This is a genomic window from Pseudomonas sp. SWI36, from assembly GCF_002948105.1.
GTDB classification, from domain to species: domain Bacteria; phylum Pseudomonadota; class Gammaproteobacteria; order Pseudomonadales; family Pseudomonadaceae; genus Aquipseudomonas; species Aquipseudomonas alloputida.
The window spans coordinates 1,864,136-1,889,153 of sequence record NZ_CP026675.1; the positions used below are offsets into that span (position 1 = coordinate 1,864,136).

24 protein-coding genes, 4 tRNA genes and 1 rRNA gene are annotated in these 25,018 nt (G+C 57.0%); all 29 read right to left on the reverse strand.

Annotated features, from left to right (window positions below):
- Position 1: 1 nt before the first annotated feature.
- The 29 genes from rpsC to rrf all read right to left on the reverse strand — a co-directional run bounded on the left by rpsC (position 2) and on the right by rrf (position 24,990).
- On the reverse strand, positions 2-688 hold the full coding sequence (gene rpsC, locus C4Q27_RS09155; RefSeq protein WP_003255481.1) for a 30S ribosomal protein S3: 687 nt from the start codon (positions 686-688) through the stop codon (positions 2-4).
- Between the two features lie 13 nt (positions 689-701).
- Positions 702-1,034, reverse strand: a complete 333-nt coding sequence (gene rplV / locus C4Q27_RS09160; RefSeq protein ID WP_003103908.1) for a 50S ribosomal protein L22 — start codon at positions 1,032-1,034, stop codon at positions 702-704.
- A gap of 11 nt (positions 1,035-1,045) precedes the next feature.
- On the reverse strand, positions 1,046-1,321 hold the full coding sequence (gene rpsS, locus C4Q27_RS09165) for a 30S ribosomal protein S19 (protein ID WP_003255482.1): 276 nt from the start codon (positions 1,319-1,321) through the stop codon (positions 1,046-1,048).
- A 16-nt stretch (positions 1,322-1,337) separates the two neighbouring features.
- On the reverse strand, positions 1,338-2,162 hold the full coding sequence (gene rplB, locus C4Q27_RS09170; RefSeq protein ID WP_003255483.1) for a 50S ribosomal protein L2: 825 nt from the start codon (positions 2,160-2,162) through the stop codon (positions 1,338-1,340).
- A 14-nt stretch (positions 2,163-2,176) separates the two neighbouring features.
- Positions 2,177-2,476, reverse strand: a complete 300-nt coding sequence (rplW, locus tag C4Q27_RS09175; RefSeq protein ID WP_003255484.1) for a 50S ribosomal protein L23 — start codon at positions 2,474-2,476, stop codon at positions 2,177-2,179.
- Complete coding sequence (gene rplD, locus C4Q27_RS09180) at positions 2,473-3,075, reverse strand: 50S ribosomal protein L4 (protein WP_003255485.1); 603 nt, start codon at positions 3,073-3,075, stop codon at positions 2,473-2,475. Before rplD ends, rplW begins: the two co-directional genes overlap by 4 nt.
- A gap of 12 nt (positions 3,076-3,087) precedes the next feature.
- A complete protein-coding gene (gene rplC / locus C4Q27_RS09185) occupies positions 3,088-3,723 on the reverse strand; it encodes a 50S ribosomal protein L3 (protein ID WP_003255486.1) in 636 nt (211 codons plus the stop codon).
- A gap of 80 nt (positions 3,724-3,803) precedes the next feature.
- The gene (gene rpsJ, locus C4Q27_RS09190; RefSeq protein WP_003186070.1) at positions 3,804-4,115 is read right to left on the reverse strand and encodes a 30S ribosomal protein S10; all 312 of its coding nucleotides are present in this window, start codon (positions 4,113-4,115) and stop codon (positions 3,804-3,806) included.
- A gap of 141 nt (positions 4,116-4,256) precedes the next feature.
- A complete protein-coding gene (tuf, locus tag C4Q27_RS09195) occupies positions 4,257-5,450 on the reverse strand; it encodes an elongation factor Tu (protein WP_010951775.1) in 1,194 nt (397 codons plus the stop codon).
- A gap of 27 nt (positions 5,451-5,477) precedes the next feature.
- Positions 5,478-7,625, reverse strand: coding sequence for an elongation factor G (gene fusA, locus C4Q27_RS09200; protein ID WP_003255490.1), 2,148 nt, complete (start codon positions 7,623-7,625; stop codon positions 5,478-5,480).
- A gap of 30 nt (positions 7,626-7,655) precedes the next feature.
- Complete coding sequence (gene rpsG / locus C4Q27_RS09205) at positions 7,656-8,126, reverse strand: 30S ribosomal protein S7 (protein ID WP_003246741.1); 471 nt, start codon at positions 8,124-8,126, stop codon at positions 7,656-7,658.
- 106 nt (positions 8,127-8,232) lie between these two features.
- Positions 8,233-8,604 (reverse strand): 30S ribosomal protein S12, encoded by a 372-nt coding sequence (gene rpsL, locus C4Q27_RS09210; protein ID WP_003255492.1) that lies wholly within the window; start codon positions 8,602-8,604, stop codon positions 8,233-8,235.
- 211 nt (positions 8,605-8,815) lie between these two features.
- Entirely contained in the window at positions 8,816-13,015 is a 4,200-nt protein-coding gene (gene rpoC / locus C4Q27_RS09215) for a DNA-directed RNA polymerase subunit beta' (protein ID WP_010951774.1), read from the reverse strand.
- A gap of 64 nt (positions 13,016-13,079) precedes the next feature.
- A complete protein-coding gene (gene rpoB, locus C4Q27_RS09220) occupies positions 13,080-17,153 on the reverse strand; it encodes a DNA-directed RNA polymerase subunit beta (protein WP_003255495.1) in 4,074 nt (1,357 codons plus the stop codon).
- A 220-nt stretch (positions 17,154-17,373) separates the two neighbouring features.
- Positions 17,374-17,739 (reverse strand): 50S ribosomal protein L7/L12, encoded by a 366-nt coding sequence (gene rplL / locus C4Q27_RS09225; protein WP_003255496.1) that lies wholly within the window; start codon positions 17,737-17,739, stop codon positions 17,374-17,376.
- 77 nt (positions 17,740-17,816) lie between these two features.
- The gene (gene rplJ, locus C4Q27_RS09230; RefSeq protein ID WP_003255497.1) at positions 17,817-18,317 is read right to left on the reverse strand and encodes a 50S ribosomal protein L10; all 501 of its coding nucleotides are present in this window, start codon (positions 18,315-18,317) and stop codon (positions 17,817-17,819) included.
- Positions 18,318-18,514: 197 nt separating this feature from the next.
- Complete coding sequence (gene rplA / locus C4Q27_RS09235) at positions 18,515-19,210, reverse strand: 50S ribosomal protein L1 (RefSeq protein ID WP_003255499.1); 696 nt, start codon at positions 19,208-19,210, stop codon at positions 18,515-18,517.
- Positions 19,210-19,641 carry a 50S ribosomal protein L11 gene (rplK, locus tag C4Q27_RS09240; RefSeq protein WP_003255500.1) on the reverse strand — a complete coding sequence of 144 codons (432 nt, stop codon included), beginning with the start codon at positions 19,639-19,641 and terminating at the stop codon, positions 19,210-19,212. Before rplK ends, rplA begins: the two co-directional genes overlap by 1 nt.
- A gap of 119 nt (positions 19,642-19,760) precedes the next feature.
- Entirely contained in the window at positions 19,761-20,294 is a 534-nt protein-coding gene (gene nusG, locus C4Q27_RS09245) for a transcription termination/antitermination protein NusG (protein WP_003255501.1), read from the reverse strand.
- A 9-nt stretch (positions 20,295-20,303) separates the two neighbouring features.
- A complete protein-coding gene (secE, locus tag C4Q27_RS09250; protein ID WP_010951773.1) occupies positions 20,304-20,672 on the reverse strand; it encodes a preprotein translocase subunit SecE in 369 nt (122 codons plus the stop codon).
- Between the two features lie 44 nt (positions 20,673-20,716).
- Positions 20,717-20,792, reverse strand: a tRNA-Trp gene (locus C4Q27_RS09255).
- Between the two features lie 54 nt (positions 20,793-20,846).
- On the reverse strand, positions 20,847-22,040 hold the full coding sequence (gene tuf, locus C4Q27_RS09260; RefSeq protein ID WP_003255489.1) for an elongation factor Tu: 1,194 nt from the start codon (positions 22,038-22,040) through the stop codon (positions 20,847-20,849).
- A gap of 78 nt (positions 22,041-22,118) precedes the next feature.
- A tRNA-Thr gene (locus C4Q27_RS09265) sits at positions 22,119-22,194 on the reverse strand.
- A 29-nt stretch (positions 22,195-22,223) separates the two neighbouring features.
- Positions 22,224-22,297: transfer RNA gene (locus tag C4Q27_RS09270), tRNA-Gly, on the reverse strand.
- A 24-nt stretch (positions 22,298-22,321) separates the two neighbouring features.
- Positions 22,322-22,405 (reverse strand) — tRNA-Tyr (locus C4Q27_RS09275).
- A gap of 152 nt (positions 22,406-22,557) precedes the next feature.
- Positions 22,558-22,983 carry a hypothetical protein gene (locus C4Q27_RS09280; protein WP_014589472.1) on the reverse strand — a complete coding sequence of 142 codons (426 nt, stop codon included), beginning with the start codon at positions 22,981-22,983 and terminating at the stop codon, positions 22,558-22,560.
- 7 nt (positions 22,984-22,990) lie between these two features.
- Positions 22,991-23,740, reverse strand: a complete 750-nt coding sequence (locus C4Q27_RS09285; RefSeq protein WP_010951771.1) for a pantothenate kinase — start codon at positions 23,738-23,740, stop codon at positions 22,991-22,993.
- Positions 23,730-24,689 (reverse strand): bifunctional biotin--[acetyl-CoA-carboxylase] ligase/biotin operon repressor BirA, encoded by a 960-nt coding sequence (gene birA, locus C4Q27_RS09290; RefSeq protein ID WP_010951770.1) that lies wholly within the window; start codon positions 24,687-24,689, stop codon positions 23,730-23,732. Before birA ends, C4Q27_RS09285 begins: the two co-directional genes overlap by 11 nt.
- Positions 24,690-24,874: 185 nt before the next feature.
- Positions 24,875-24,990, reverse strand: a 5S ribosomal RNA gene (gene rrf, locus C4Q27_RS09295).
- Positions 24,991-25,018 lie beyond the last annotated feature (28 nt).

Below are 25,018 nucleotides of genomic sequence, written 5' to 3' on the forward strand. Positions count from 1 at the left end.
CTTACTTAGCAGCTTTTTTACGAGGCGCTGGTGCTTGTGGTTTCAGTTCTTCTTGGCGACCACCAATAACTTCGCCTTTGAAGATCCAAACCTTCACACCGATCACACCGTAAGTGGTGTGAGCTTCGTAGGTGTTGTAGTCGATATCGGCACGCAGGGTGTGCAGAGGCACACGACCTTCGCGATACCACTCGGTACGAGCAATCTCAGCACCGCCGAGACGACCGCTCACCTGGATCTTGATGCCCTTGGCACCAATACGCATGGCGTTCTGTACCGCGCGCTTCATGGCGCGACGGAACATTACACGGCGTTCCAGCTGCTGAGCTACGCTCTGCGCAACCAGCATAGCGTCGAGTTCCGGCTTGCGGATCTCTTCGATGTTGATGTGCACAGGCACACCCATCTGCTTGGTCAGGTCCTGACGCAGCTTCTCGACATCTTCACCTTTCTTACCGATAACGATACCGGGACGAGCGGTGTGGATGGTGATGCGTGCAGTTTGAGCCGGACGATGAATATCGATACGGCTTACGGACGCGCTTTTTAGTTTGTCTTGGAGGTACTCACGCGTTTTCAGATCCTTCAACAGGTAATCTGCGTAAGTAGCACCGTCTGCGTACCAGACGGAGGTGTGCTCCTTGACGATTCCCAGGCGAATGCCAGTGGGATGTACTTTCTGACCCATCTGATCGACTCCGTTACTTGTCCGCAACCTTGACAGTGATATGGCAAGACCGCTTGACGATGCGATCAGCACGGCCTTTGGCACGTGGCATGATGCGCTTCAGCGAACGCCCTTCGTTGACGAAGACGGTGGAGACCTTCAGGTCATCAACGTCTGCGCCTTCGTTGTGTTCGGCGTTGGCTACGGCCGACTCGAGGACTTTCTTCATGATTTCAGCGGCTTTTTTGCTGCTGAAGGCCAACAGGTTGAGCGCTTCGCCCACCTTCTTCCCGCGGATCTGGTCGGCGACCAAGCGGGCTTTCTGGGCGGAGATGCGAGCGCCCGACAACTTAGCGGCTACTTCCATTTCCTTACCCCTTAACGCTTGGCTTTCTTGTCAGCCACGTGCCCGCGATAGGTGCGGGTACCGGCGAACTCGCCCAGTTTGTGGCCGACCATGTCTTCGTTCACGAGAACTGGAACATGCTGGCGACCGTTGTGAACCGCGATGGTCAGACCGACCATTTGTGGCAGGATCATCGAACGGCGCGACCAGGTTTTAACTGGCTTGCGATCGTTCTTCTCCACCGCCACTTCGACCTTCTTCAACAGGTGAAGATCGATAAAAGGACCTTTTTTCAGAGAACGTGGCACTGTCGTATCCCTCTAGTTACTTGCGACGACGGACGATCATGTTGTCGGTACGCTTATTACCACGGGTTTTAGCACCCTTGGTTGGGAAGCCCCATGGCGATACCGGATGACGACCACCGGAGGTACGACCTTCACCACCACCGTGTGGGTGGTCAACCGGGTTCATGGCAACACCACGAACGGTTGGGCGAACGCCGCGCCAGCGTTTGGCACCAGCTTTACCCAGCGAACGCAGGCTGTGCTCGGAGTTCGAGACTTCGCCCAGGGTCGCACGGCACTCAGCCAGGACTTTACGCATTTCACCAGAGCGCAGACGCAGGGTCACGTAGACACCTTCGCGAGCGATCAGCTGAGCCGAAGCACCAGCGGAACGAGCGATCTGAGCACCTTTACCCGGCTTCAGTTCGATGCCGTGAATGGTGCTACCTACTGGAATGTTGCGCAGCTGCAGGGAGTTACCGGCCTTGATTGGGGCCAGGGCACCTGCGATCAGCTGGTCGCCAGCGCTCACGCCTTTAGGCGCGATGATGTAGCGACGCTCACCGTCTGCGTAGCACAGCAGGGCGATGTGAGCAGTACGGTTTGGATCGTATTCGATACGCTCGACAGTGGCTGGAATGCCATCTTTGTCGTTGCGACGGAAGTCGACCAGACGGTAATGCTGCTTGTGACCACCACCAACGTGACGAGTGGTAATGCGGCCATTGTTGTTACGACCACCAGACTTCGATTTTTTCTCGATCAGCGGTGCGTGAGGAGCGCCTTTGTGCAGCTCCTTGTTGACCACCTTGACCACGAAACGGCGGCCAGGGGAAGTCGGTTTGCATTTAACGATTGCCATGATGCACCCCTTCCTTACTCAGCACTGCTGCTGAAATCGAGATCTTGGCCTGGCTGAAGGGAGACGATCGCCTTCTTCCAGTCATTACGCTTGCCCAGACCACGTGCGGTACGCTTGGTTTTACCCAGAACGTTAACAGTCGACACGTTTTCAACTTTTACGTTGAACAGGCCTTCGACAGCTTTCTTGATTTCCAGCTTGGTTGCATCAGTAGCAACCTTGAATACGAACTGGCCTTTTTTCTCAGCCAGAACGGTAGCCTTCTCGGAAACGTGCGGGCCAAGGAGGACTTTGAATACGCGTTCCTGGTTCATCCCAGCAGCTCCTCGAATTTCTTCACGGCCGAGACAGTGATCAACACTTTCTCGTATGCGATCAGACTGACCGGGTCGGAACCTTGTACGTCACGTACGTCGACGTGCGGCAGGTTACGAGCAGCCAGGTACAGGTTCTGATCAACAGCGTCGGAAACGATCAGTACATCGCTCAGACCCATGCCGTTCAGCTTGTTCAGCAGATCTTTGGTTTTCGGTGCTTCAACAGCGAAGTCCTGAACCACGACCAGACGGTCGCTACGCACCAGCTCAGCGAGGATGGAGCGCAGAGCTGCGCGATACATCTTCTTGTTGAGCTTTTGCGAGTGATCTTGAGGGCGAGCTGCGAAGGTTACACCACCGCCACGCCAGATCGGACCACGAGTGGTACCAGCACGAGCACGGCCAGTACCCTTCTGACGCCATGGGCGCTTACCGCCACCAGCCACGTCGGAACGGGTCTTCTGCTGCTTGGTGCCCTGACGGCCGCCGGCCATGTAGGCCACGACTGCTTGGTGAACCAGCGTCTCGTTGAATTCGCCACCGAAAGTCAGTTCGGAAACTTCGATCGCCTGAGCGTCATTTACATTAAGTTGCATGTCAGTTTCCCCTTAACCGCGAGCCTTGACAGCTGGACGTACAACCACGTCGCCGCCAGTAGCGCCAGGTACGGCACCCTTGATCAGCAGCAGGTTGCGTTCAGCGTCTACGCGAACTACTTCCAGGGACTGAACAGTCACGCGCTCGGCGCCCATGTGACCGGACATTTTCTTGCCCTTGAACACACGACCAGGAGTCTGGCACTGGCCGATGGAACCAGGAACACGGTGCGACACGGAGTTACCGTGGGTGTTGTCCTGACCACGGAAGTTCCAGCGCTTGATGGTACCGGCGAAGCCTTTACCTTTGGACTGACCAGTAACGTCTACCAGCTGGCCTGCAGTGAAGAGTTCAGCTTTGATCAGATCGCCAGCCTGGAAATCGCCTTCTTCAAGACGGAACTCCCAAACACCGCGACCAGCGGCAACGTTGGCCTTGGCGAAGTGGCCTGCCTGAGCGGCAGTCACACGCGAAGCACGACGCTCGCCGACAGTGACTTGCACTGCACGGTAGCCATCGGTTTCTTCAGTTTTGAACTGGGTGACGCGATTCGGCTCGATCTCAATGACCGTGACCGGAATGGAGACACCTTCTTCGGTGAAAATGCGGGTCATACCGCACTTGCGACCGATTACACCAATAGTCATGTTGTAAACCTCATGAGTGTACGGGGCTTTCACCCGCTATGGCCGCCCATTTCAGAGCGTTACACGACTAGACCGAAGTCTTAGCCGAGGCTGATCTGTACTTCCACACCTGCCGCCAGATCAAGCTTCATCAGCGCGTCAACGGTTTTATCCGTTGGCTGGACGATGTCCAGAACACGCTTATGAGTGCGAATCTCGTACTGGTCACGCGCGTCTTTGTTGACGTGCGGGGAGACCAGAACGGTGAAACGCTCTTTGCGGGTAGGCAGTGGAATTGGACCACGCACTTGTGCACCAGTACGTTTCGCGGTTTCCACGATTTCCTGGGTGGATTGGTCGATCAGGCGATGGTCGAAAGCCTTCAACCTGATACGGATTTGCTGATTTTGCATTGGATTTCAGACTCCAGGCTGTTCCCAACGGACGCACTACGCCCGCTAAAAGGAGGCGTGATTCTATAGACGCCCCCAATTAGTGTCAACCCAATAAAAAAAACCCCCGCTGAGCGGGGGTTTTTTCAATCGGTCGAGTGATTACTCGATGATTTTGGCCACAACGCCGGCGCCGACGGTACGACCGCCTTCACGGATAGCGAAGCGCAGACCGTCTTCCATTGCGATGGTCTTGATCAGGGTAACAGTCATCTGAATGTTGTCACCTGGCATTACCATTTCAACGCCTTCCGGCAGTTCGCAGTTACCGGTCACGTCAGTGGTACGGAAGTAGAACTGTGGACGGTAGCCTTTGAAGAACGGAGTGTGACGGCCGCCTTCTTCCTTCGACAGGACGTAGACTTCTGCGGTGAACTTGGTGTGCGGCTTGACCGAACCCGGCTTGACCAGAACCTGGCCACGCTCAACGTCGTCACGCTTGGTACCACGCAGCAGAACGCCGCAGTTCTCGCCAGCACGACCTTCGTCCAGCAGCTTGCGGAACATCTCAACACCGGTGCAGGTGGTGGTGGTGGTGTCACGCAGACCAACGATTTCCAGCGGATCCTGAACGCGGACGATACCACGCTCGATACGACCGGTAACAACGGTACCACGACCCGAGATCGAGAATACGTCTTCGATCGGCATCAGGAACGGCTGGTCGATGGCACGAACTGGCTCAGGGATGTAGGCATCCAGAGTTTCTACCAGCTTCTTGACAGCGGTAGTGCCCATTTCGTTGTCGTCTTTGCCTTCCAGGGCCATACGAGCGGAACCGATGATGATCGGAGTGTCGTCGCCTGGGAAGTCGTAGGTGGACAGCAGGTCGCGAACTTCCATCTCGACCAGTTCCAGCAGCTCAGCGTCGTCTACCAGGTCAGCCTTGTTCAGGAAGACCACGATGTACGGAACGCCTACCTGACGGGACAGCAGGATGTGCTCACGGGTTTGTGGCATCGGACCATCGGCGGCCGAGCAAACCAGGATCGCGCCGTCCATCTGGGCAGCACCGGTGATCATGTTCTTCACGTAGTCAGCGTGACCTGGGCAGTCAACGTGAGCGTAGTGACGAATGTTCGAGTTGTACTCGACGTGAGCGGTGTTGATGGTGATACCGCGCGCTTTTTCTTCCGGAGCCGAGTCGATCTTGTCGAACTCAACGACTGCCGAACCGAAAACTTCGGAGCAGACGCGAGTCAGAGCTGCGGTCAGAGTGGTCTTACCGTGGTCAACGTGGCCGATGGTGCCGACGTTAACGTGGGGAAGGGAACGATCAAATTTTTCTTTAGCCACGACAGTGAACCTCTTGCCTAAAGGGGATTAGCCTTGTTTTTTAACGAGTGCTTCGACGATGTTCGACGGAGCTTCGGCGTATTTGGAGAATTCCATGGAGTAGCTTGCGCGACCCTGAGACATGGAACGAACGTCGGTTGCGTAACCGAACATCTCTCCGAGCGGTACTTCAGCACGGACGACACGGCCAGAGACCGACTCATCCATACCCTGGACCAGACCACGACGACGGTTCAGGTCACCCATCACGTCACCCAGGTAGTCTTCCGGGGTTACAACTTCGACTTTCATGATCGGCTCGAGAACCACGCCACCGCCCTTCTGGGCCAGTTGCTTGGTCGCCATCGAAGCAGCGATCTTGAACGCCATTTCGTTGGAGTCGACGTCGTGGTACGAACCGTCGAATACCGCGGCCTTCAGGCCGATCAGAGGATAACCGGCAACAACGCCGTTTTTCATCTGCTCTTCGATACCCTTCTGGATCGCAGGGATGTATTCCTTAGGAATCACACCACCAACGACTTCGTTGGAGAACACCAGACCTTCTGTGATGTTGCCCTTGTCGTCCACGTCCGGCTCGGAGAAGCGAACCCAGCAGTGACCGAACTGACCACGACCACCCGACTGACGAACGAACTTGCCTTCGATCTCGACGTTGGATTTGGTGATCTTCTCGCGGTACGAAACCTGCGGCTTGCCGATGTTGGCTTCGACGTTGAATTCGCGCTTCATGCGGTCAACGAGGATGTCCAGGTGCAGCTCACCCATACCGGAGATGATGGTCTGACCGGTTTCTTCATCGGTCTTGACGCGGAACGATGGGTCTTCCTGAGCCAGCTTGCCCAGTGCGATACCCATCTTCTCCTGGTCCTGCTTGGTTTTCGGCTCTACAGAGAGCGAAATCACAGGCTCAGGGAAGTCCATACGCTCAAGGATGATCGGCTTGTCGGCGTTGCACAGGGTATCACCAGTAGTGACGTCCTTCATGCCGATCAGAGCAGCGATGTCGCCTGCACGTACTTCTTTGATCTCTTCACGCTGGTTGGCGTGCATCTGGACCATACGACCAACGCGCTCTTTCTTGCCTTTGACCGAGTTGATGACGGAGTCACCGGAGGTCAGGAAGCCCGAGTAAACGCGAACGAAGGTCAGAGTACCAACGAACGGGTCGGTGGCAATCTTGAAGGCCAGGGCCGAGAACGGCTCGTCGTCGTCAGCATGACGCTCGTCGAACTGCTCTGGCTTGACTTCGTCCTTAGGCACGTCGATCAGGTCAGGGTGGATACCCTTGATCGCAGGGATCTCGGTCGGAGCTGGCAGGAAGTCGATAACGGCGTCGAGAACCAGGGGAACACCCTTGTTCTTGAACGACGAACCGCAGACAGCCGGAACGATCTCGCTGGCCAGGGTGCGCGCGCGCAGGCCTGCCTTGATCTCTTCGACGGACAGCTCACCTTCTTCAAGGTACTTGTTCATCAGCTCTTCGGTGGCTTCGGCGGCGGCTTCAACCATGTTGTTGCGCCATTCGTTAGCCAGCTCGACCATATCCGCAGGAATTTCTTCCTCGCGGTAGGTAGTACCCTTGTCGTCGTCGTTCCAGTAGATAGCCTTCATCTTGATCAGGTCAACCTGACCCTGGAAGTTATCTTCCGAACCGATGGCCAGCTGAACAGGAACCGGAGTGTGACCCAGACGGTTCTTGATCTGACCTACGACGCGCAGGAAGTTTGCACCAGCACGGTCCATCTTGTTCACGTAGACAACACGCGGAACGCCGTACTTGTTGGCCTGACGCCATACGGTTTCGGACTGCGGCTCAACGCCGGAGGTGCCACAGAACACAACGACCGCGCCGTCGAGTACACGCAGCGAACGCTCTACTTCAATGGTGAAGTCAACGTGGCCAGGGGTATCGATAACGTTTACGCGGTAGTTGTCATACTGACCACGGGAACCTTTCCAGAAGGTGGTAACGGCAGCGGAGGTAATGGTGATACCCCGCTCCTGCTCCTGCACCATCCAGTCGGTGGTCGCGGCGCCGTCATGCACCTCGCCCATTTTGTGGCTCAGACCTGTGTAGAACAGGATCCGCTCGGTAGTGGTGGTCTTGCCCGCGTCAACGTGGGCACAGATACCAATGTTACGGTAGCGGTTAATTGCTGTAGTACGAGCCATAAAGCCCTCGCAAAAAGATTGATGCTTGAATTAGAAGCGGTAGTGCGAGAACGCTTTGTTGGCTTCAGCCATACGGTGAACGTCTTCACGCTTCTTGACTGCAGCACCCTTGCCTTCGGCAGCATCCAGCAGTTCGCCGGCCAGACGCAGAGCCATCGACTTCTCGCCGCGCTTGCGGGCGTAGTCTACGAGCCAGCGCATTGCCAGAGCGTTACGACGGGATGGACGAACTTCAACCGGGACCTGGTAAGTGGCACCGCCGACACGACGGGACTTTACTTCGACCAGCGGAGCGATGGCGTCGAGAGCTTTCTCGAAGATTTCCAGGGGGTCGCTGTTCTTGCGTGCTTTGACGGTATCCAGGGCACCGTAAACGATGCGCTCGGCTACGGCCTTCTTGCCGCTTTCCATCACGTGGTTCATGAACTTCGCGAGAATCTGGGATCCGTACTTCGGATCGTCAAGGATCTCACGTTTTGCTGCTACACGACGTCTTGGCATGATAAGCCCTCAAACGGTCTTCAGGTTAGCCCGGGACCAGGTCATTCGACCCACGCCCGACCTTACTCTTATCGACTCAAAAAAATGGATGTCTGCAAACGACCGATTACTTCGGACGCTTGGTACCGTACTTCGAACGACCCTGGTTACGGCCTTTAACGCCCGAAGTATCCAGAGAGCCGCGAACGGTGTGGTAACGAACACCTGGCAAGTCTTTTACACGGCCGCCACGAATCAGGACGACGCTGTGCTCTTGCAGGTTGTGGCCTTCACCACCGATGTACGAGGAAACCTCGAAACCGTTGGTCAGACGCACACGGCATACTTTACGCAGTGCCGAGTTAGGTTTTTTCGGCGTGGTGGTGTACACACGGGTGCACACGCCACGACGCTGCGGGCAGTTCTGCAGCGCAGGAACGTCGGACTTCTCGACCGAACGCTTACGCGGCTGACGTACCAGCTGGTTGATAGTTGCCATCTACTAGCTCCACTGATTGTCTTGCGACTCTATTGTCTTGCAAGAAAGCCAAAAATTGGCGAGACGGAGCCTCACCAAATTTAAGGGTACAAAAGTCTAAAGAGGATCTTGCACCCAGTCAAGACGAGGCCCCGGCCCTCCCCGCCCGATCATCGGCAACATTTCATGTCGCCGATGATCGCCCGAGGCTTGCCGGGGCCTTGCCCTGTACTTAATTACCGCTGGAATTCAGCGCTTCGGTCAGTGCAGCTTCCACTTCACTGGCGCTTACACGCAGCGGTTTGTCGGCATCACGGCGACGCTTGCGCTCGCTGTGGTAGGCCAGACCAGTACCGGCCGGGATCAGACGACCCACGACCACGTTCTCTTTCAGACCGCGCAGGTAGTCGCGCTTGCCGGTTACCGCCGCTTCGGTCAGTACGCGGGTTGTTTCCTGGAAGGAAGCCGCGGAGATGAACGACTCGGTGGACAGCGAGGCCTTGGTGATACCCAGCAGCACTCGGGTGAACTTGGAGATGAACTTGTCCTCGCTAGCGAGACGCTCGTTCTCTACCAGCACCTGGGTCAGTTCCATCTGGTCGCCCTTGATGAAGCTGGAATCGCCCGACTCGGAGATCTCAACCTTGCGCAGCATCTGACGCAGAATGGTCTCGATGTGCTTGTCGTTGATCTTCACGCCTTGCAGACGGTAAACGTCCTGGATCTCGTTGACGATGTACTTCGCCAGCGCACTCACACCCAGCAGACGCAGGATGTCATGCGGATCGCTCGGGCCGTCGGAGATAACTTCGCCGCGGTTTACCTGTTCACCTTCGAAGACGTTCAGGTGGCGCCACTTCGGAATCAGCTCTTCGTAAGGTTCGCTACCGTCGGTCGGAGTGATCACCAGGCGACGCTTGCCCTTGGTCTCTTTACCGAATGCGATGGTGCCGCTGACTTCAGCCAGAATCGAGGCTTCTTTCGGACGACGCGCTTCGAACAGGTCGGCAACGCGTGGCAGACCACCGGTAATGTCACGGGTCTTCGACGTCTCTTGCGGGATACGCGCGATAACGTCACCAACACCGATCTGAGCACCGTCAGCCACACCGACAAGGGCGTTGGCCGGCAGGAAGTACTGGGCAGGTACATCAGTACCTGGCAGGTACAGGTCCTTGCCTGCAGCATCGACCATCTTGATTGCTGGACGGATTTCCTTGCCTGCGGCAGGGCGATCCTTGACGTCCAGTACTTCAATGTTGGTCAAGCCGGTCAGTTCGTCGGTCTGACGCTTGATGGTGATGTTTTCTTCCATGCCCACGAAGGTCACGGTACCTTTCAGCTCGGTAACGATCGGGTGGGTGTGCGGGTCCCACTTGGCGACGATGGCGCCAGCTTCGACCTTTTCACCTTCCTTGACCGAAATCACCGCACCGTAAGGCAGCTTGTAGCGCTCACGCTCACGACCGAACTCGTCAGCAATCGCCAACTCACCCGAACGCGATACGGCAACCAGGTTACCGTCGGCACGCTCAACCTGCTTCAGGTTGTGCAGACGCACCATACCGCCATTCTTAACCTGGACGCTGTCGGCAGCCGAGGTACGGCTTGCAGCACCACCGATGTGGAACGTACGCATGGTCAGCTGGGTACCCGGCTCACCGATCGACTGGGCAGCGATAACGCCGACAGCCTCACCGATGTTCACCTGGTGACCACGAGCCAGATCACGACCGTAGCACTTGGCGCAAATGCCGTAGCGGGTTTCGCAGTTGATCGGCGAACGCACGATCACTTCGTCGATGCTGTTCAGCTCGATGAACTCGACCCACTGCTCGTCGACCAAGGTACCGGCCGGAACGATAACGTCCTCGGTGCCTGGCTTGAACACGTCACGGGCGATGACACGACCCAATACACGCTCACCCAGTGGCTCTACAACGTCGCCGCCTTCGATGTGTGGCGTCATCACCAGGCCCTGATCGGTGCCGCAGTCGATCTCGGTCACTACCAGATCCTGGGCAACGTCCACCAGACGACGAGTCAGGTAACCGGAGTTAGCGGTTTTCAGTGCGGTATCCGCCAGACCCTTACGAGCACCGTGAGTCGAGATGAAGTACTGAAGTACGCTCAGACCTTCACGGAAGTTCGCGGTGATCGGCGTCTCGATGATGGAGCCGTCCGGCTTGGCCATCAGACCACGCATACCGGCCAGCTGACGGATCTGGGCTGCGGAACCCCGCGCACCCGAGTCAGCCATCATGTACATCGAGTTGAAGGACTCTTGCTCGACTTCCTTGCCTTCGCGGTCGATGACCTTCTCTTTCGAGAGGTTGGCCATCATCGCCTTGGACACTTCGTCGTTCGCCTTCGACCACAAGTCGATGACCTTGTTGTACTTCTCGCCCTGGGTTACCAGGCCGGAGGCGTACTGGCTCTCGATTTCCTTCACTTCGTCGGTAGCGTTACCGATGATGCGGGCTTTCTCGTCCGGGATAACGAAGTCGTTAACACCGATGGAAACGCCGGAAATGGTCGAGTATGCGAAACCGGTGTACATCAGTTGGTCGGCGAAGATAACGGTCTCTTTCAGACCAACCACGCGGTAGCACTGGTTGATCAGCTTGGAGATCGCCTTTTTCTTCATCGGCTGGTTGACCACGTCATACGGCAGACCTGCCGGCACAACCTGGAACAGCAGCGCACGGCCGACGGTGGTGTCGACGATGCGGGTGTTCTTGACCACCGAGCCATCACGCTCTTTCACGGTTTCGTTGATACGAACCTTGATTTTCGCGTGCAGGGCGGCTTCGCCGGCGCGGAATACGCGGTCGACTTCCTGCAGGTCGGCGAACACGCGACCTTCGCCCTTGGCATTGATGGCTTCCCGGGTCATGTAGTACAGACCCAGTACAACGTCCTGCGACGGAACGATGATTGGCTCACCGTTGGCTGGCGACAGGATGTTGTTGGTCGACATCATCAGCGCACGCGCTTCGAGCTGGGCTTCCAGGGTCAGCGGCACGTGAACGGCCATCTGGTCACCGTCGAAGTCGGCGTTGTACGCAGCACAGACCAGCGGGTGCAGCTGAATAGCCTTACCTTCGATCAGTACGGGTTCAAACGCCTGGATACCCAGACGGTGAAGGGTCGGTGCACGGTTGAGCAGTACGGGGTGTTCGCGAATCACTTCAGCGAGAACGTCCCAAACCTCTGGCAGCTCGCGCTCGACCATCTTCTTGGCAGCCTTGATGGTGGTCGCCAGACCACGCATTTCCAGCTTGCCGAAAATGAACGGCTTGAACAGCTCGAGGGCCATCTTCTTCGGCAGACCGCACTGGTGCAGACGCAGGGTCGGACCTACGGTAATTACCGAACGGCCGGAGTAGTCAACACGCTTACCGAGCAAGTTCTGACGGAAGCGACCTTGCTTACCTTTGATCATGTCGGCCAGGGACTTCAGCGGACGCTTGTTCGAGCCAGTGATGGCGCGACCACGACGGCCGTTGTCCAGCAGAGCGTCAACCGCTTCCTGCAGCATGCGCTTTTCGTTGCGCACGATGATGTCCGGCGCCGACAGATCCAGCAGGCGCTTCAGACGGTTGTTACGGTTGATCACCCGACGATACAGGTCGTTCAGGTCGGAAGTCGCGAAACGGCCACCATCCAGCGGAACCAGCGGACGCAGGTCCGGCGGCAGCACTGGCAGGACGGTCAGGACCATCCACTCAGGCAGGTTGCCCGAGCCCTGGAAAGCTTCCATCAGCTTCAGACGCTTGGAAAGCTTCTTGATCTTGGTTTCCGAGTTGGTCTGCGGAATTTCTTCGCGCAGGCGGCCGATCTCGTGCTCCAGGTCGATAGCGTGCAGCAGCTCGCGGACAGCCTCGGCACCCATACGGGCATCGAAGTCGTCACCGAACTCTTCCAGCGCTTCGAAGTACTGCTCGTCGTTCAGCAGCTGGCCCTTTTCCAGGGTAGTCATGCCCGGGTCGATAACGACATAGCTCTCGAAGTAGAGCACGCGCTCGATATCACGCAGGGTCATGTCCATCAGCAGGCCGATACGGGACGGCAGCGACTTCAGGAACCAGATGTGGGCAACCGGCGAGGCCAGTTCGATGTGCGCCATGCGCTCACGACGAACCTTCGCCAGGGCAACTTCAACGCCGCACTTCTCGCAGATTACGCCGCGGTGCTTGAGGCGCTTGTACTTGCCGCACAGGCACTCGTAGTCCTTGACTGGGCCAAAGATCTTGGCGCAGAACAGGCCGTCACGCTCAGGCTTGAACGTACGGTAGTTGATGGTTTCCGGCTTCTTAACTTCACCGAACGACCACGAACGGATCATTTCAGGCGACGCCAGACCGATGCGGATGGCGTCGAACTCTTCGACTTGACCCTGGTTTTTCAGCAAATTCAGTAGGTCTTTCAAGGCCTTTCCTCCTGGCGGAGCAGGGAGCGGGCATTACCTGCCCCACTCCCCTTCGCGTCACGTGTTATTCGGTTTCCAGATCGATATCGATACCGAGCGAACGGATCTCTTTGATCAACACGTTGAAGGACTCGGGCATGCCCGGCTCCATACGGTGATCGCCATCCACGATGTTCTTGTACATCTTGGTACGGCCGTTCACGTCGTCCGACTTCACTGTGAGCATTTCTTGCAGGGTGTATGCCGCGCCGTATGCTTCCAGCGCCCACACTTCCATCTCCCCGAAACGCTGACCACCGAACTGCGCCTTACCACCCAGCGGCTGCTGGGTAACCAGGCTGTAGGAACCAGTGGAACGCGCGTGCATCTTGTCGTCCACCAAGTGGTTCAGCTTGAGCATGTACATGTAACCAACGGTCACAGGACGCTCGAACTTGTTGCCGGTACGGCCGTCGAACAGCACCATCTGGCCGCTCTCTGGCAGGTCGGCCAGTTTCAGCATGGCCTTGATCTCGCGCTCCTTGGCACCATCGAAGACCGGGGTAGCCATCGGCACGCCTTTCTTCAGGTTGTTAGCCAGGGCCAGGATCTCTTCGTCGGTGAATTCGTCGAGATTTTCCTGACGACCGCCGATCTCGTTGTAGACCTCGGTCAGGAACACGCGCAGCTCAGCGGCTTTACGCTGCTCTTCGAGCATGCGGTCGATCTTCTCGCCCAGACCCTTGGCCGCGAGGCCCAGGTGGGTTTCAAGGATCTGACCAACGTTCATACGCGAAGGTACACCCAGCGGGTTCAGTACGACGTCAACCGGAGTACCGTTGGCATCGTGCGGCATGTCTTCAACCGGCATGATGACCGAGACGACACCCTTGTTACCGTGACGACCGGCCATCTTGTCACCCGGCTGGATGCGGCGGCGGATTGCCAGGTAAACCTTGACGATCTTCAGTACGCCCGGTGCCAGGTCATCGCCCTGCTGCAGCTTGCGCTTCTTGTCTTCGAACTTGTCGTCCAGCAGACGGCGACGGTCGACGATGTACTGCTGAGCCTTTTCCAGCTGCTCGTTCAGTGCATCTTCAGCCATGCGCAGTTTGAACCACTGGCCATGCTCCAGACCGTCCAGCACCTCGTCAGTGATCACGGTGCCTTTCTTCAGGCCTGCACCACCATCAACCACCTGGCCGTTCAGAGCAGAACGCAGACGCTCGAAGGTTGCACCTTCAACAATGCGGAACTCTTCGTTGAGGTCTTTGCGGATCTCGTCGAGCTGCATCTTCTCGATGGCCAGCGCGCGGCTATCGCGCTCCACGCCATCACGGGTGAAGACCTGTACGTCGATGACAGTACCCTTGGTGCCGGTTGGCACACGCAGGGAGGTGTCCTTAACGTCGCTGGCCTTCTCACCGAAGATTGCGCGCAGCAGTTTTTCTTCCGGAGTCAGCTGGGTTTCGCCTTTTGGCGTGACCTTGCCAACCAGGATGTCGCCAGCGCCAACTTCAGCACCTACGTAAACGATACCGGCTTCGTCCAGCTTGTTCAGTGCGGCTTCACCCACGTTCGGGATGTCCGCAGTGATTTCCTCTGGGCCGAGCTTGGTGTCACGCGCCACACAGGTCAGTTCCTGAATGTGGATGGTGGTGAAGCGATCTTCCTGAACAACACGCTCGGACAGGCAGATGGAGTCTTCGAAGTTGAAGCCGTTCCACGCCATGAACGCGATGCGCATGTTCTGACCCAGAGCCAGCTCACCCATGTCGGTGGACGGGCCGTCGGCCATGATGTCACCACGCTGAACCTTGTCACCCTTGCTCACCAGCGGACGCTGGTTGATGCAGGTGTTCTGGTTCGAACGGGTGTACTTGGTCAGGTTGTAGATATCCACACCCGCTTCGCCGGTTTCCACTTCGTCGTCGGCAACGCGAACAACGATACGGCTGGCGTCGACCGAGTCGATCACACCACCGCGGCGAGCAACCACGCAGACACCGGAGTCACGGGCAACGTTGCGCTCCATGCCGGTACCTACCAGCGGCTTGTCGGCACGCAGGGTCGGTACAGCCTGACGCTGCATGTTCGAACCCATCAACGCACGGTTGGCGTCGTCGTGCTCGAGGAACGGAATCAGCGACGCTGCAACGGAAACAACCTGCTTCGGCGAAACATCCATCAGGGTGACGTCTTCCGGCGCCTTGACGGTGAATTCGTTCAGGTGACGAACTGCTACCAGCTCATCGATCAGTTGCTTCTTGTCGTTCATCGCGGCCGAAGCCTGTGCGATAACGTGATCTGCCTCTTCGATTGCCGACAGGAACACGATGTCGTCGCTGACAACGCCTTCCTTCACCACGCGGTACGGGCTTTCCAGGAAGCCGTACTGGTTGGTGCGGGCGTAGGCCGCCAGGGAGTTGATCAGACCGATGTTCGGACCTTCAGGGGTCTCGATCGGGCACACACGGCCATAGTGGGTCGGGTGTACGTCACGGACTTCGAAGCCGGCACGCTCACGGGTCAGACCGCCAGGGCCGAGTGCGGAGACGCGGCGCTTGTGGGTAATCTCCGAGAGAGGGTTGTTCTGGTCCATGAACTGGGACAGCTGGCTGGAACCGAAGAACTCTTTCACCGCTGCCGCTACCGGCTTGGCGTTGATCAGGTCTTGCGGCATCAGGCCTTCGCTTTCCGCCATCGACAGGCGTTCCTTGACCGCGCGCTCGACACGCACCAGGCCAACGCGGAACTGGTTCTCGGCCATCTCGCCGACGCAACGTACGCGACGGTTACCCAGGTGGTCGATGTCGTCGACGATGCCTTTGCCGTTACGGATATCGACCAGGGTCTTCAGAACCTCGACGATGTCTTCCTTGCTCAGCACGCCCGAACCCTCGATCTCGGTACGACCGATACGACGGTTGAACTTCATGCGGCCTACGGCGGACAGATCGTAACGCTCGGCACTGAAGAACAGGTTGTTGAACAGGGTCTCGGCTGCGTCCTTGGTTGGCGGCTCGCCTGGACGCATCATGCGGTAGATCTCGACCAGCGCTTCCAGTTGGTTGCTGGTGGTATCGATCTTCAGAGTGTCAGAGATGAACGGACCGCAATCGATGTCGTTGGTGTACAGGGTCTCGATACGAACAACCTGCGCCTTGGCGACCTTGATCAGCAGCTCGGTAGTCATCTCGGTGTTGCATTCGGCGAGAATTTCGCCGGTAGCCGGATGCACGATAGCCTTGGCGGTAGTGCGGCCCAGGACGTATTCCATTGGAACGTCCAGTTGCTTGACGCCGGCCTTCTCGAGCTGGTTGATGTGGCGCGCGGTAATACGGCGGCCTTGCTCGACGATGACTTTGCCGGTTTCGTCATGGATGTCCATGACTGCAACTTCACCACGCAGACGCTGCGGTACCAGTTCCAGGCTGAGTTTTTCGCCGGAAATGTGGAACACGTTGGTGGTGTAGAAGGTGTTCAGCACTTCTTCAGTGCTGTAACCCAGGGCGCGTAGCAGCACCGAGGCCGGCAGTTTGCGGCGACGGTCGATACGCACGAACACGCAGTCCTTCGGGTCGAACTCGAAGTCCAGCCAGGAACCGCGGTAAGGGATGATGCGAGCGGAGTACAGCAGCTTGCCCGAGCTGTGGGTCTTGCCACGGTCGTGGTCGAAGAACACACCAGGCGAACGGTGCAGCTGGGAAACGATCACACGCTCGGTACCGTTGATAACGAAGGTACCGTTCTCAGTCATCAGGGGGATTTCACCCATGTAGACTTCTTGCTCTTTGATGTCCTTGATCGCTTTGTTCGACGATTCCTTGTCGAAGATGATCAGGCGCACCTTGACCCGCAGTGGGACCGCGAAGGTCACGCCACGCAGGACACATTCCTTCACATCGAAGGCGGGTTCGCCCAGGCGATAGCCTACGTACTCCAGGGCAGCATTGCCGGAGTAGCTGATGATCGGGAATACCGATTTGAAGGCCGCGTGCAGGCCGACGTCGCGGAAGTGATCCTTGGATGCTCCCGCTTGCAGGAATTCGCGATACGAATCCAGCTGGATGGCCAGGAGGTAAGGCACATCCATGACGTCCGGCAACTTGCTAAAGTCCTTGCGGATACGTTTTTTCTCAGTGTATGAGTAAGCCATCAGCGTTCCCCAGCTTGGTCACCTGCTTGTTTGGCTTCTCCCGGCGGGAGCAGCCAGAAAATCGTGCAAACCCCTTGGTTTGCGCCACCCACATGGGTGTCTTGCAGCTCGTTATCGGGACCGGCCTGACCGGCCACCAATAACGGAAAAAGGCCGGTGGCATAAGCCACCAGCCATCAGCCTTTCGCTCAACGCTCAGGCTGGCATCGCAAGGTCGAGATTACTTCAGCTCGACTTTAGCGCCTGCTTCTTCCAGCTTCTTCTTAGCGTCTTCAGCAGCTTCTTTCGAAACGCCTTCAGCTACAACCTGAGGAGCGCCATCGACTTTCTCTTTGGCTTCTTTCAGGCCCAGACCGGTCAGTTCGCGAACGGCCTTGATCACGTTCACTTTCTTGTCGCCGGCTTCAACCAGAACAACGTTGAACTCGGTCTGCTCTTCAACAACGGCAGCAGCAGCAGCTGGGCCAGCAGCGGCAACAGCAGCGGTAACGCCGAAGGTTTCTTCCATTGCTTTGATCAGCTCAACAACTTCCAGAACGGTTTTCTGGCCGATTGCTTCGATGATTTGTTCGTTAGTCAGAGACATGACTTAAATCCTGTATTGGGGTGACAGCCTACGCAGCCATCAAATTAAACGTATGATTTTGAAAGAATTCGCGCGCCTTAGGCGGCGGTAGCTTCTTTCTGGTCGCGAATGGCTGCCAGAGTACGAGCCAGCTTGCTGGTGGCGCCTTGAATAACGCTCATCAGTCGTGCAATAGCTTCGTCGCGGGTCGGCAGGGTAGCCAACACGTCGATCTGGTTCGCTGCAATGAAATTGCCGTCAAACGCAGCTGCCTTGATCTCGAACTTGTCCTGACCCTTGGCGAACTCTTTGAACAGACGAGCAGCAGCGCCCGGGTGTTCGTTGGAGAAAGCAATCAGGGTCGGGCCTTTGAACGCGTCGTTGAGGATCGAGAATTCGGTGCCTTCAACAGCGCGCTTGAGCAGGGTATTACGCACTACACGTACGTATACGCCAGCTTCGCGGGCCTCTTTACGGAGTCCGGTCATTGCGCTTACAGTCACACCACGGGCATCAGCCACGACAGCGGACAGAGCGACTTTGGCAGCCTCGTTGACTTCAGCGACGATGGCCTTCTTGTCTTCGAGTTTAATTGCCACGGGTTTACTCCTGGTTTTTACCGTTTCATCTGGCCGAGGCCGGATGTCGTTTTGGTGTCTGATTCGGTAACGAATCGGGAGCACCATCTGCGTGGGCTGATGTTTTAAGGCTTGCGCCGCCTACGGTCTTGGATAGCCCCCGCCAGGCAGGGACCCCAATTTTTGCTGGCGGCGCGACTGGTCGCGCCGCCATGTTCTTACACGTTCAGCGAGCTCTGATCGATGACCAGACCTGGGCCCATGGTGGTGCTCAGGGTAACGCGCTTAACGTAGATACCTTTCGAGGAAGCTGGCTTGATACGCTTCAGGTCAGCGATCAGGGCTTCAACGTTTTCCTTCAGCTTGTCAGCTTCAAAGCCGATCTTGCCAACGGAGGTGTGGATGATACCGTTTTTGTCGGTACGGTAGCGAACCTGACCAGCCTTGGCGTTTTTCACGGCAGTGGCTACGTCTGGGGTCACGGTACCAACTTTCGGGTTAGGCATCAGGCCGCGAGGACCCAGAACCTGACCCAGCTGACCTACAACGCGCATGGCATCAGGCGATGCGATAACGACGTCATAGTTCAGGTCGCCGCCTTTCATTTCGGCAGCCAGATCGTCCATACCTACGCGATCAGCGCCGGCAGCCAGAGCAGCTTCAGCAGCTGGACCCTGGGTGAAGACAGCAACGCGAACGGTCTTGCCAGTGCCGTGTGGCAGCACGGTAGCGCTACGTACGACCTGGTCGGATTTACGCGGGTCAACACCGAGGTTAACGGCGATGTCGTAGGACTCGACGAACTTGGCAGCAGGCAGCGAGGCCAGCAGAGTTGCCGCTTCTTCGAAGTTGTAGGCCTTGCCTGCTTCGATTTTCTCGGCGATTGCCTTTTGGCGTTTGGTCAGCTTAGCCATTACACACCCTCCACGTTCAGGCCCATGCTGCGGGCAGAGCCAGCGATGGTGCGTACAGCAGCGTCCAGGTCAGCGGCAGTCAGGTCAGCCTGTTTGGCTTTCGCGATGTCTTCCAGCTGAGCACGGGTAACGGTACCGACTTTAACGGTGTTCGGGCGAGCCGAACCACTGGTCAGGCCAGCAGCTTTCTTCAGCAGAACCGAGGCAGGGGTGCTCTTGGTCTCGAAGGTGAAGCTACGGTCGCTGTAGACAGTGATGATCACTGGAGTCGGCAGGCCGGCTTCTTGACCCTGGGTACGGGCGTTGAAGGCCTTGCAGAATTCCATGATGTTCACACCATGTTGACCCAGAGCTGGACCAACGGGCGGGCTTGGGTTGGCCTGGCCGGCCTTAACTTGCAGCTTGATGTAAGCCTGAATCTTCTTAGCCATGAGCTACTCCAAAATCGGGTACGAACGCCTGATGGCTCCCCGGATGACTTGCGTTTTATCCCAGTGACGACAAAACCCCGCAGCACACAGGGCTGCGGGGTATGGGATGCTTCGTCCGCCTAGACCTTTTCGACCTGGCTGAACTCGAGCTCCACCGGAGTAGAGCGACCGAAAATGAGCACCGCAACCTGCAGGCGACTCTTTTCGTAGTTAACTTCTTCGACACTACCATTGAAGTCAGCGAACGGACCATCAATGACTCGAACCACTTCACCTGGCTCGAACAGCGTCTTGGGCTTCGGCTTATCGCTACCGTCGGCAACGCGACGCAGGATGGCCTCAGCTTCTTTATCGGTAATCGGCGCAGGCTTGTCAGCAGTACCGCCAATAAAGCCCATCACGCGAGGGGTGTCCTTGACCAAGTGCCAAGTCCCTTCATTCATCTCCATCTGGACCAGTACATAGCCAGGGAAGAATTTACGCTCACTCTTGCGCTTCTGGCCGTTGCGCATTTCGACAACTTCTTCGGTCGGGACCAAGATCTCGCCGAAACCGTCTTCCATGCCAGCCAGCTTGACGCGCTCGATGAGGGAGCGCATTACATGCTTCTCGTAACCCGAGTAAGCATGCACAACATACCAACGCTTAGCCACGGGACACCTTTAGCCAACGATCAAGGAGACCGCCCAGCCGAGCAGGGAGTCGAGCCCCCACAGCAGCAGTGCCATAACCAGCACGACAGCCACGACAATCAGCGTGGTCTGGGTGGTTTCCTGGCGGGTCGGCCACACGACTTTACGAATCTCGGTACGAGCTTCCTTCGCCAACGCAAAGAACGACTTGCCCTTCGCAGTCTGCAGAGCTACAAAGCCCGCGACAGCAGCAAGGACGAGAAGAACAAGAACGCGATACAGGATTGGAGAGCCGGAGTAATATTGATTACCCACAACACCAACAACCACCAAAGCCACTACAGCCAGCCACTTGAACAGATCAAAACGCGATTCTTGGGCTTCAGTTTTGGGGGTCATCGAGGAGGATCCTGTAAGAAGAAAGCCATCACACCGAGGTGAAATGGCAGGTCAGGAGGGAATCGAACCCCCAACCTACGGTTTTGGAGACCGTCGCTCTGCCAATTGAGCTACTGACCTGTAACGCTGTATCAGGTCGGCCATTATACCGGCCTGATCAAGTAAATCAACTACTTATTCAATAATTTTTGCTACGACGCCGGCGCCGACGGTACGACCGCCTTCACGGATAGCGAAGCGCAGACCGTCTTCCATTGCGATGGTCTTGATCAGGGTAACAGTCATCTGAATGTTGTCACCTGGCATTACCATTTCAACGCCTTCCGGCAGTTCGCAGTTACCGGTCACGTCAGTGGTACGGAAGTAGAACTGTGGACGGTAGCCTTTGAAGAACGGAGTGTGACGGCCGCCTTCTTCCTTCGACAGGACGTAGACTTCTGCGGTGAACTTGGTGTGCGGCTTGACCGAACCTGGCTTGACCAGAACCTGACCACGCTCAACGTCGTCACGCTTGGTACCACGCAGCAGAACGCCGCAGTTCTCGCCAGCACGACCTTCGTCCAGCAGCTTGCGGAACATCTCAACACCGGTGCAGGTGGTGGTGGTGGTGTCACGCAGACCAACGATTTCCAGCGGATCCTGAACGCGGACGATACCACGCTCGATACGACCGGTAACAACGGTACCACGACCCGAGATCGAGAATACGTCTTCGATCGGCATCAGGAACGGCTGGTCGATGGCACGAACAGGCTCAGGAATGTAGCTATCCAGAGTCTCTACCAGCTTCTTGACAGCGGTAGTGCCCATCTCGTTGTCGTCTTTGCCTTCCAGGGCCATACGAGCGGAACCGATGATGATCGGAGTGTCGTCGCCTGGGAAGTCGTAGGTGGACAGCAGGTCGCGAACTTCCATCTCGACCAGCTCCAGCAGCTCAGCGTCGTCTACCAGGTCAGCCTTGTTCAGGAAGACCACGATGTACGGAACGCCTACCTGACGGGACAGCAGGATGTGCTCACGGGTTTGCGGCATCGGACCATCGGCGGCCGAGCAAACCAGGATCGCGCCGTCCATCTGGGCAGCACCGGTGATCATGTTCTTCACGTAGTCAGCGTGACCTGGGCAGTCAACGTGAGCATAGTGACGAATGGTCGAGTTGTACTCGACGTGAGCGGTGTTGATGGTGATACCGCGCGCTTTTTCTTCCGGAGCCGAGTCGATCTTGTCGAACTCAACGATTGCCGAACCGAAAACTTCGGAGCAAACGCGAGTCAGAGCTGCGGTCAGAGTGGTCTTACCGTGGTCAACGTGGCCGATAGTGCCGACGTTAACGTGGGGAAGGGAACGATCAAACTTTTCCTTAGCCATCGATACAATCCTCCGCAGAAGAAATAGTCTTGCGCTGATAAAACAAAGGCAGATATTTTCATATCTGCCTTGTTTATATGGAGCTCTTGAGCGGACTTGAACCGCTGACCTCACCCTTACCAAGGGTGTGCTCTACCAACTGAGCTACAAGAGCGAAACACTTTGTGCAAAATCCTGCAAACTTGGAGCGGGTAGCGGGAATCGAACCCGCATCATCAGCTTGGAAGGCTGAGGTTCTACCACTAAACTATACCCGCGGAGCTTGCGGCTCTCGCTAAAACTGGTGGAGGGAGAAGGATTCGAACCTTCGAAGCTCTCGCAACGGATTTACAGTCCGTCCCCTTTGACCGCTCGGGAATCCCTCCAGATGTGGCCGGCATTCTATTTGTCTGCCGTCCTAGTGTCAAGCGTTTTTTCAAATTTTTTCAATCAAATCTGAAACTTAGCTGCTTTGACACCGCTTCCAGTTCTACCACCTGAGTGGTGTTCCCTGTGAAGCGGGCGCCATTCTATCAAGCTATTCGTCAGTTGCAATACCCTGGCAGAAAATAATTTTATGTTTTAAGTCTTTGAAATCATTGGAAAGAGCCAAGAGCACCGTTTGGTCCAGCAAACGCTCGCTTTCGGGGGCAACCTTGAGCCAGCGACCATCCGCCCCAGGCAGCTGTCCTGACACCGGCAAGGTGGCAATATCCAGACTCAGCAGGCGTTGACGCAGCGCATCCAACTGCTCCTGCCCCTTCACGCCACCGACCACCAGGCATTCATCACGACGCTTGGGCGGTGCCGACACACCTGTTTCACGCAACAGACGGATTTCTTGCTGATTCCCCTTGTACAGTGACAATGGGGCGACTTCCTTGACCTTCAGCGGGGCTTCCTGCTGATGCCATACGTAATAAAAGACGTTGAGCACCAGTAACAGCAGAAACAACCAGCGCATAGGCACCTCAATCCAATGGGCAGGCCATTGCCAGGCCAACGAAAACCAGGTCAGGCACGACACGCGCCTGTGGTAGGGCCGCCCTCACCAGTGGCGCATCACCGCCAGTGAGGAACACGGTGAACTCCTCACCCCATAGCACACGAGCCTGCTCAAGCTGGGTGTAGGCAAAGCCCTGGAGCATCAATACGCAACCGCGCTCTACCGCTTCGACAGTCGAGCGACCTGGTGACAAGCTGCTCAATGCGCGCTCCGCGGAGGCGTCGTCATAGCGGATACGACGGGTGTGAGTGCGCAGCTGGCTACGCATCAATGGCATACCCGGGCAGATGTAGCCCCCAAGATGCTCGCCATCTGCAGAAACGAAGTCCGCTTTTGCCGCGGTACCCAGGTCAATCACCAGGCACGCACCCTTGGCCAGGTGAAATGCCCCCAACGCCGCCAGCCAACGATCCATACCCAGGCGCTGATAGTCGTCATAGCCATTGCGCACACCTGCCATTTCACGGACAGGGTGGGCAACCTTCGCCTGCACGGCAAATGCCTGAGCAATCAACGCGCAAAGCGCATCGGTCTCTTCTTCGCTGCGCACACTGACAATACGGCAACCCGTGAGACGCACTGAAGCGAGCGCAGCCACTTCCGCCACCAGCGCCTGATCGGAATCGACGATCCCACCACCTTCAATCACAGCATCGGCGACATGGATCACCCGCCACTTGATGAAGCTGTTACCGCAATCGAGCTCAAGAATCATCACGCAACCTCAAACTGAGCTCACCACCACTGAAGCTCTTTTCCATCCCGTCCACCTCAAGGCGCAAACCACCCTGCCCGTCGACGCCAAGAACCACGCCATCAATACGTGTACTACCAGCAACCAGCGATACATTGCGCCCCTGCCACAAGTGCGCCTGCTCCCACTCCTCCTGGAATGCGGCAAAGCCGTAGCGGCGATGGCGCGCCAATTCGTGCTGTAGCTGCTGACTGAGCAGCGCGACCAAGTGATTGCGATCTATGGCTGCACCAACCTCACGCCGCATAGAAGTCCACTGCTGATCGACCTGTTCGTTTACCTGCATGTTTACATTGATACCAATGCCTAGCACCACATGACAGACATCTGCAGGATCGCCCACCAACTCCAGGAGGATCCCGGTGATCTTCTGCCCACGTACCAACACATCGTTAGGCCATTTGAGCCCGACATCCTTTACACCGAACGCCTGTAAGGTGCGCATTACCGCCAACCCCACTACCAAGCTCAACCCCTCGAGCTGACGCATGCCTCCATCAACGCGCAGCACCAGGCTGTAATAGAGATTTTCAGCAAATGGGCTGACCCACTGCCGGCCGCGCCGACCGCGTCCGGCGCTCTGGCGCTCAGCCAGAACCAGGAATGGAGCCGCCTGCCCTTCACTGGCAAGGCGCAAGCCTTCGGCATTGGTCGAATCGATGGTTTCGTGGATGAAGACCGGCCACTGTTCGCCCACGGCGAATCCGGCGATTGCCTGCGCCTCAAGCAACGCCAGTGGCGCGGCCAGCTGGTAACCGCGCCCACGAACTTTGTGAATGGTGAGGTTCAGCTCACTTTCCAGATGCTGCAGCTGTTTCCAAACTGCGCTGCGACTCACCCCTAGGGCTGCCCCCAGAGCTTCTCCGGAATGGAACCGACCGTCCTTGAGGAGATTCAACAACTTCAGCATGCCAGTCTCGACTTGGAATAAGGCAGGCATGATAGCCATGGGCTGTTGGCTTGCATAGGAAAAGGGCCTGCAGGAGAGGCCGCGTATCGCAATCACAGGGAGGAGCATTGGCAAGGCCAGGCTTTTTAAGCCCACAAAGACAAAACCCCTACCTGCATGCGCAGATAGGGGTTTTGCGAAATGAATCTTGACGATGACCTACTCTCACATGGGGAAACCCCACACTACCATCGGCGATGCATCGTTTCACTACTGAGTTCGGGATGGGATCAGGTGGTTCCAATGCTCTATGGTCGTCAAGAAATTCTGTTGCCAGAATGTCCAGATGG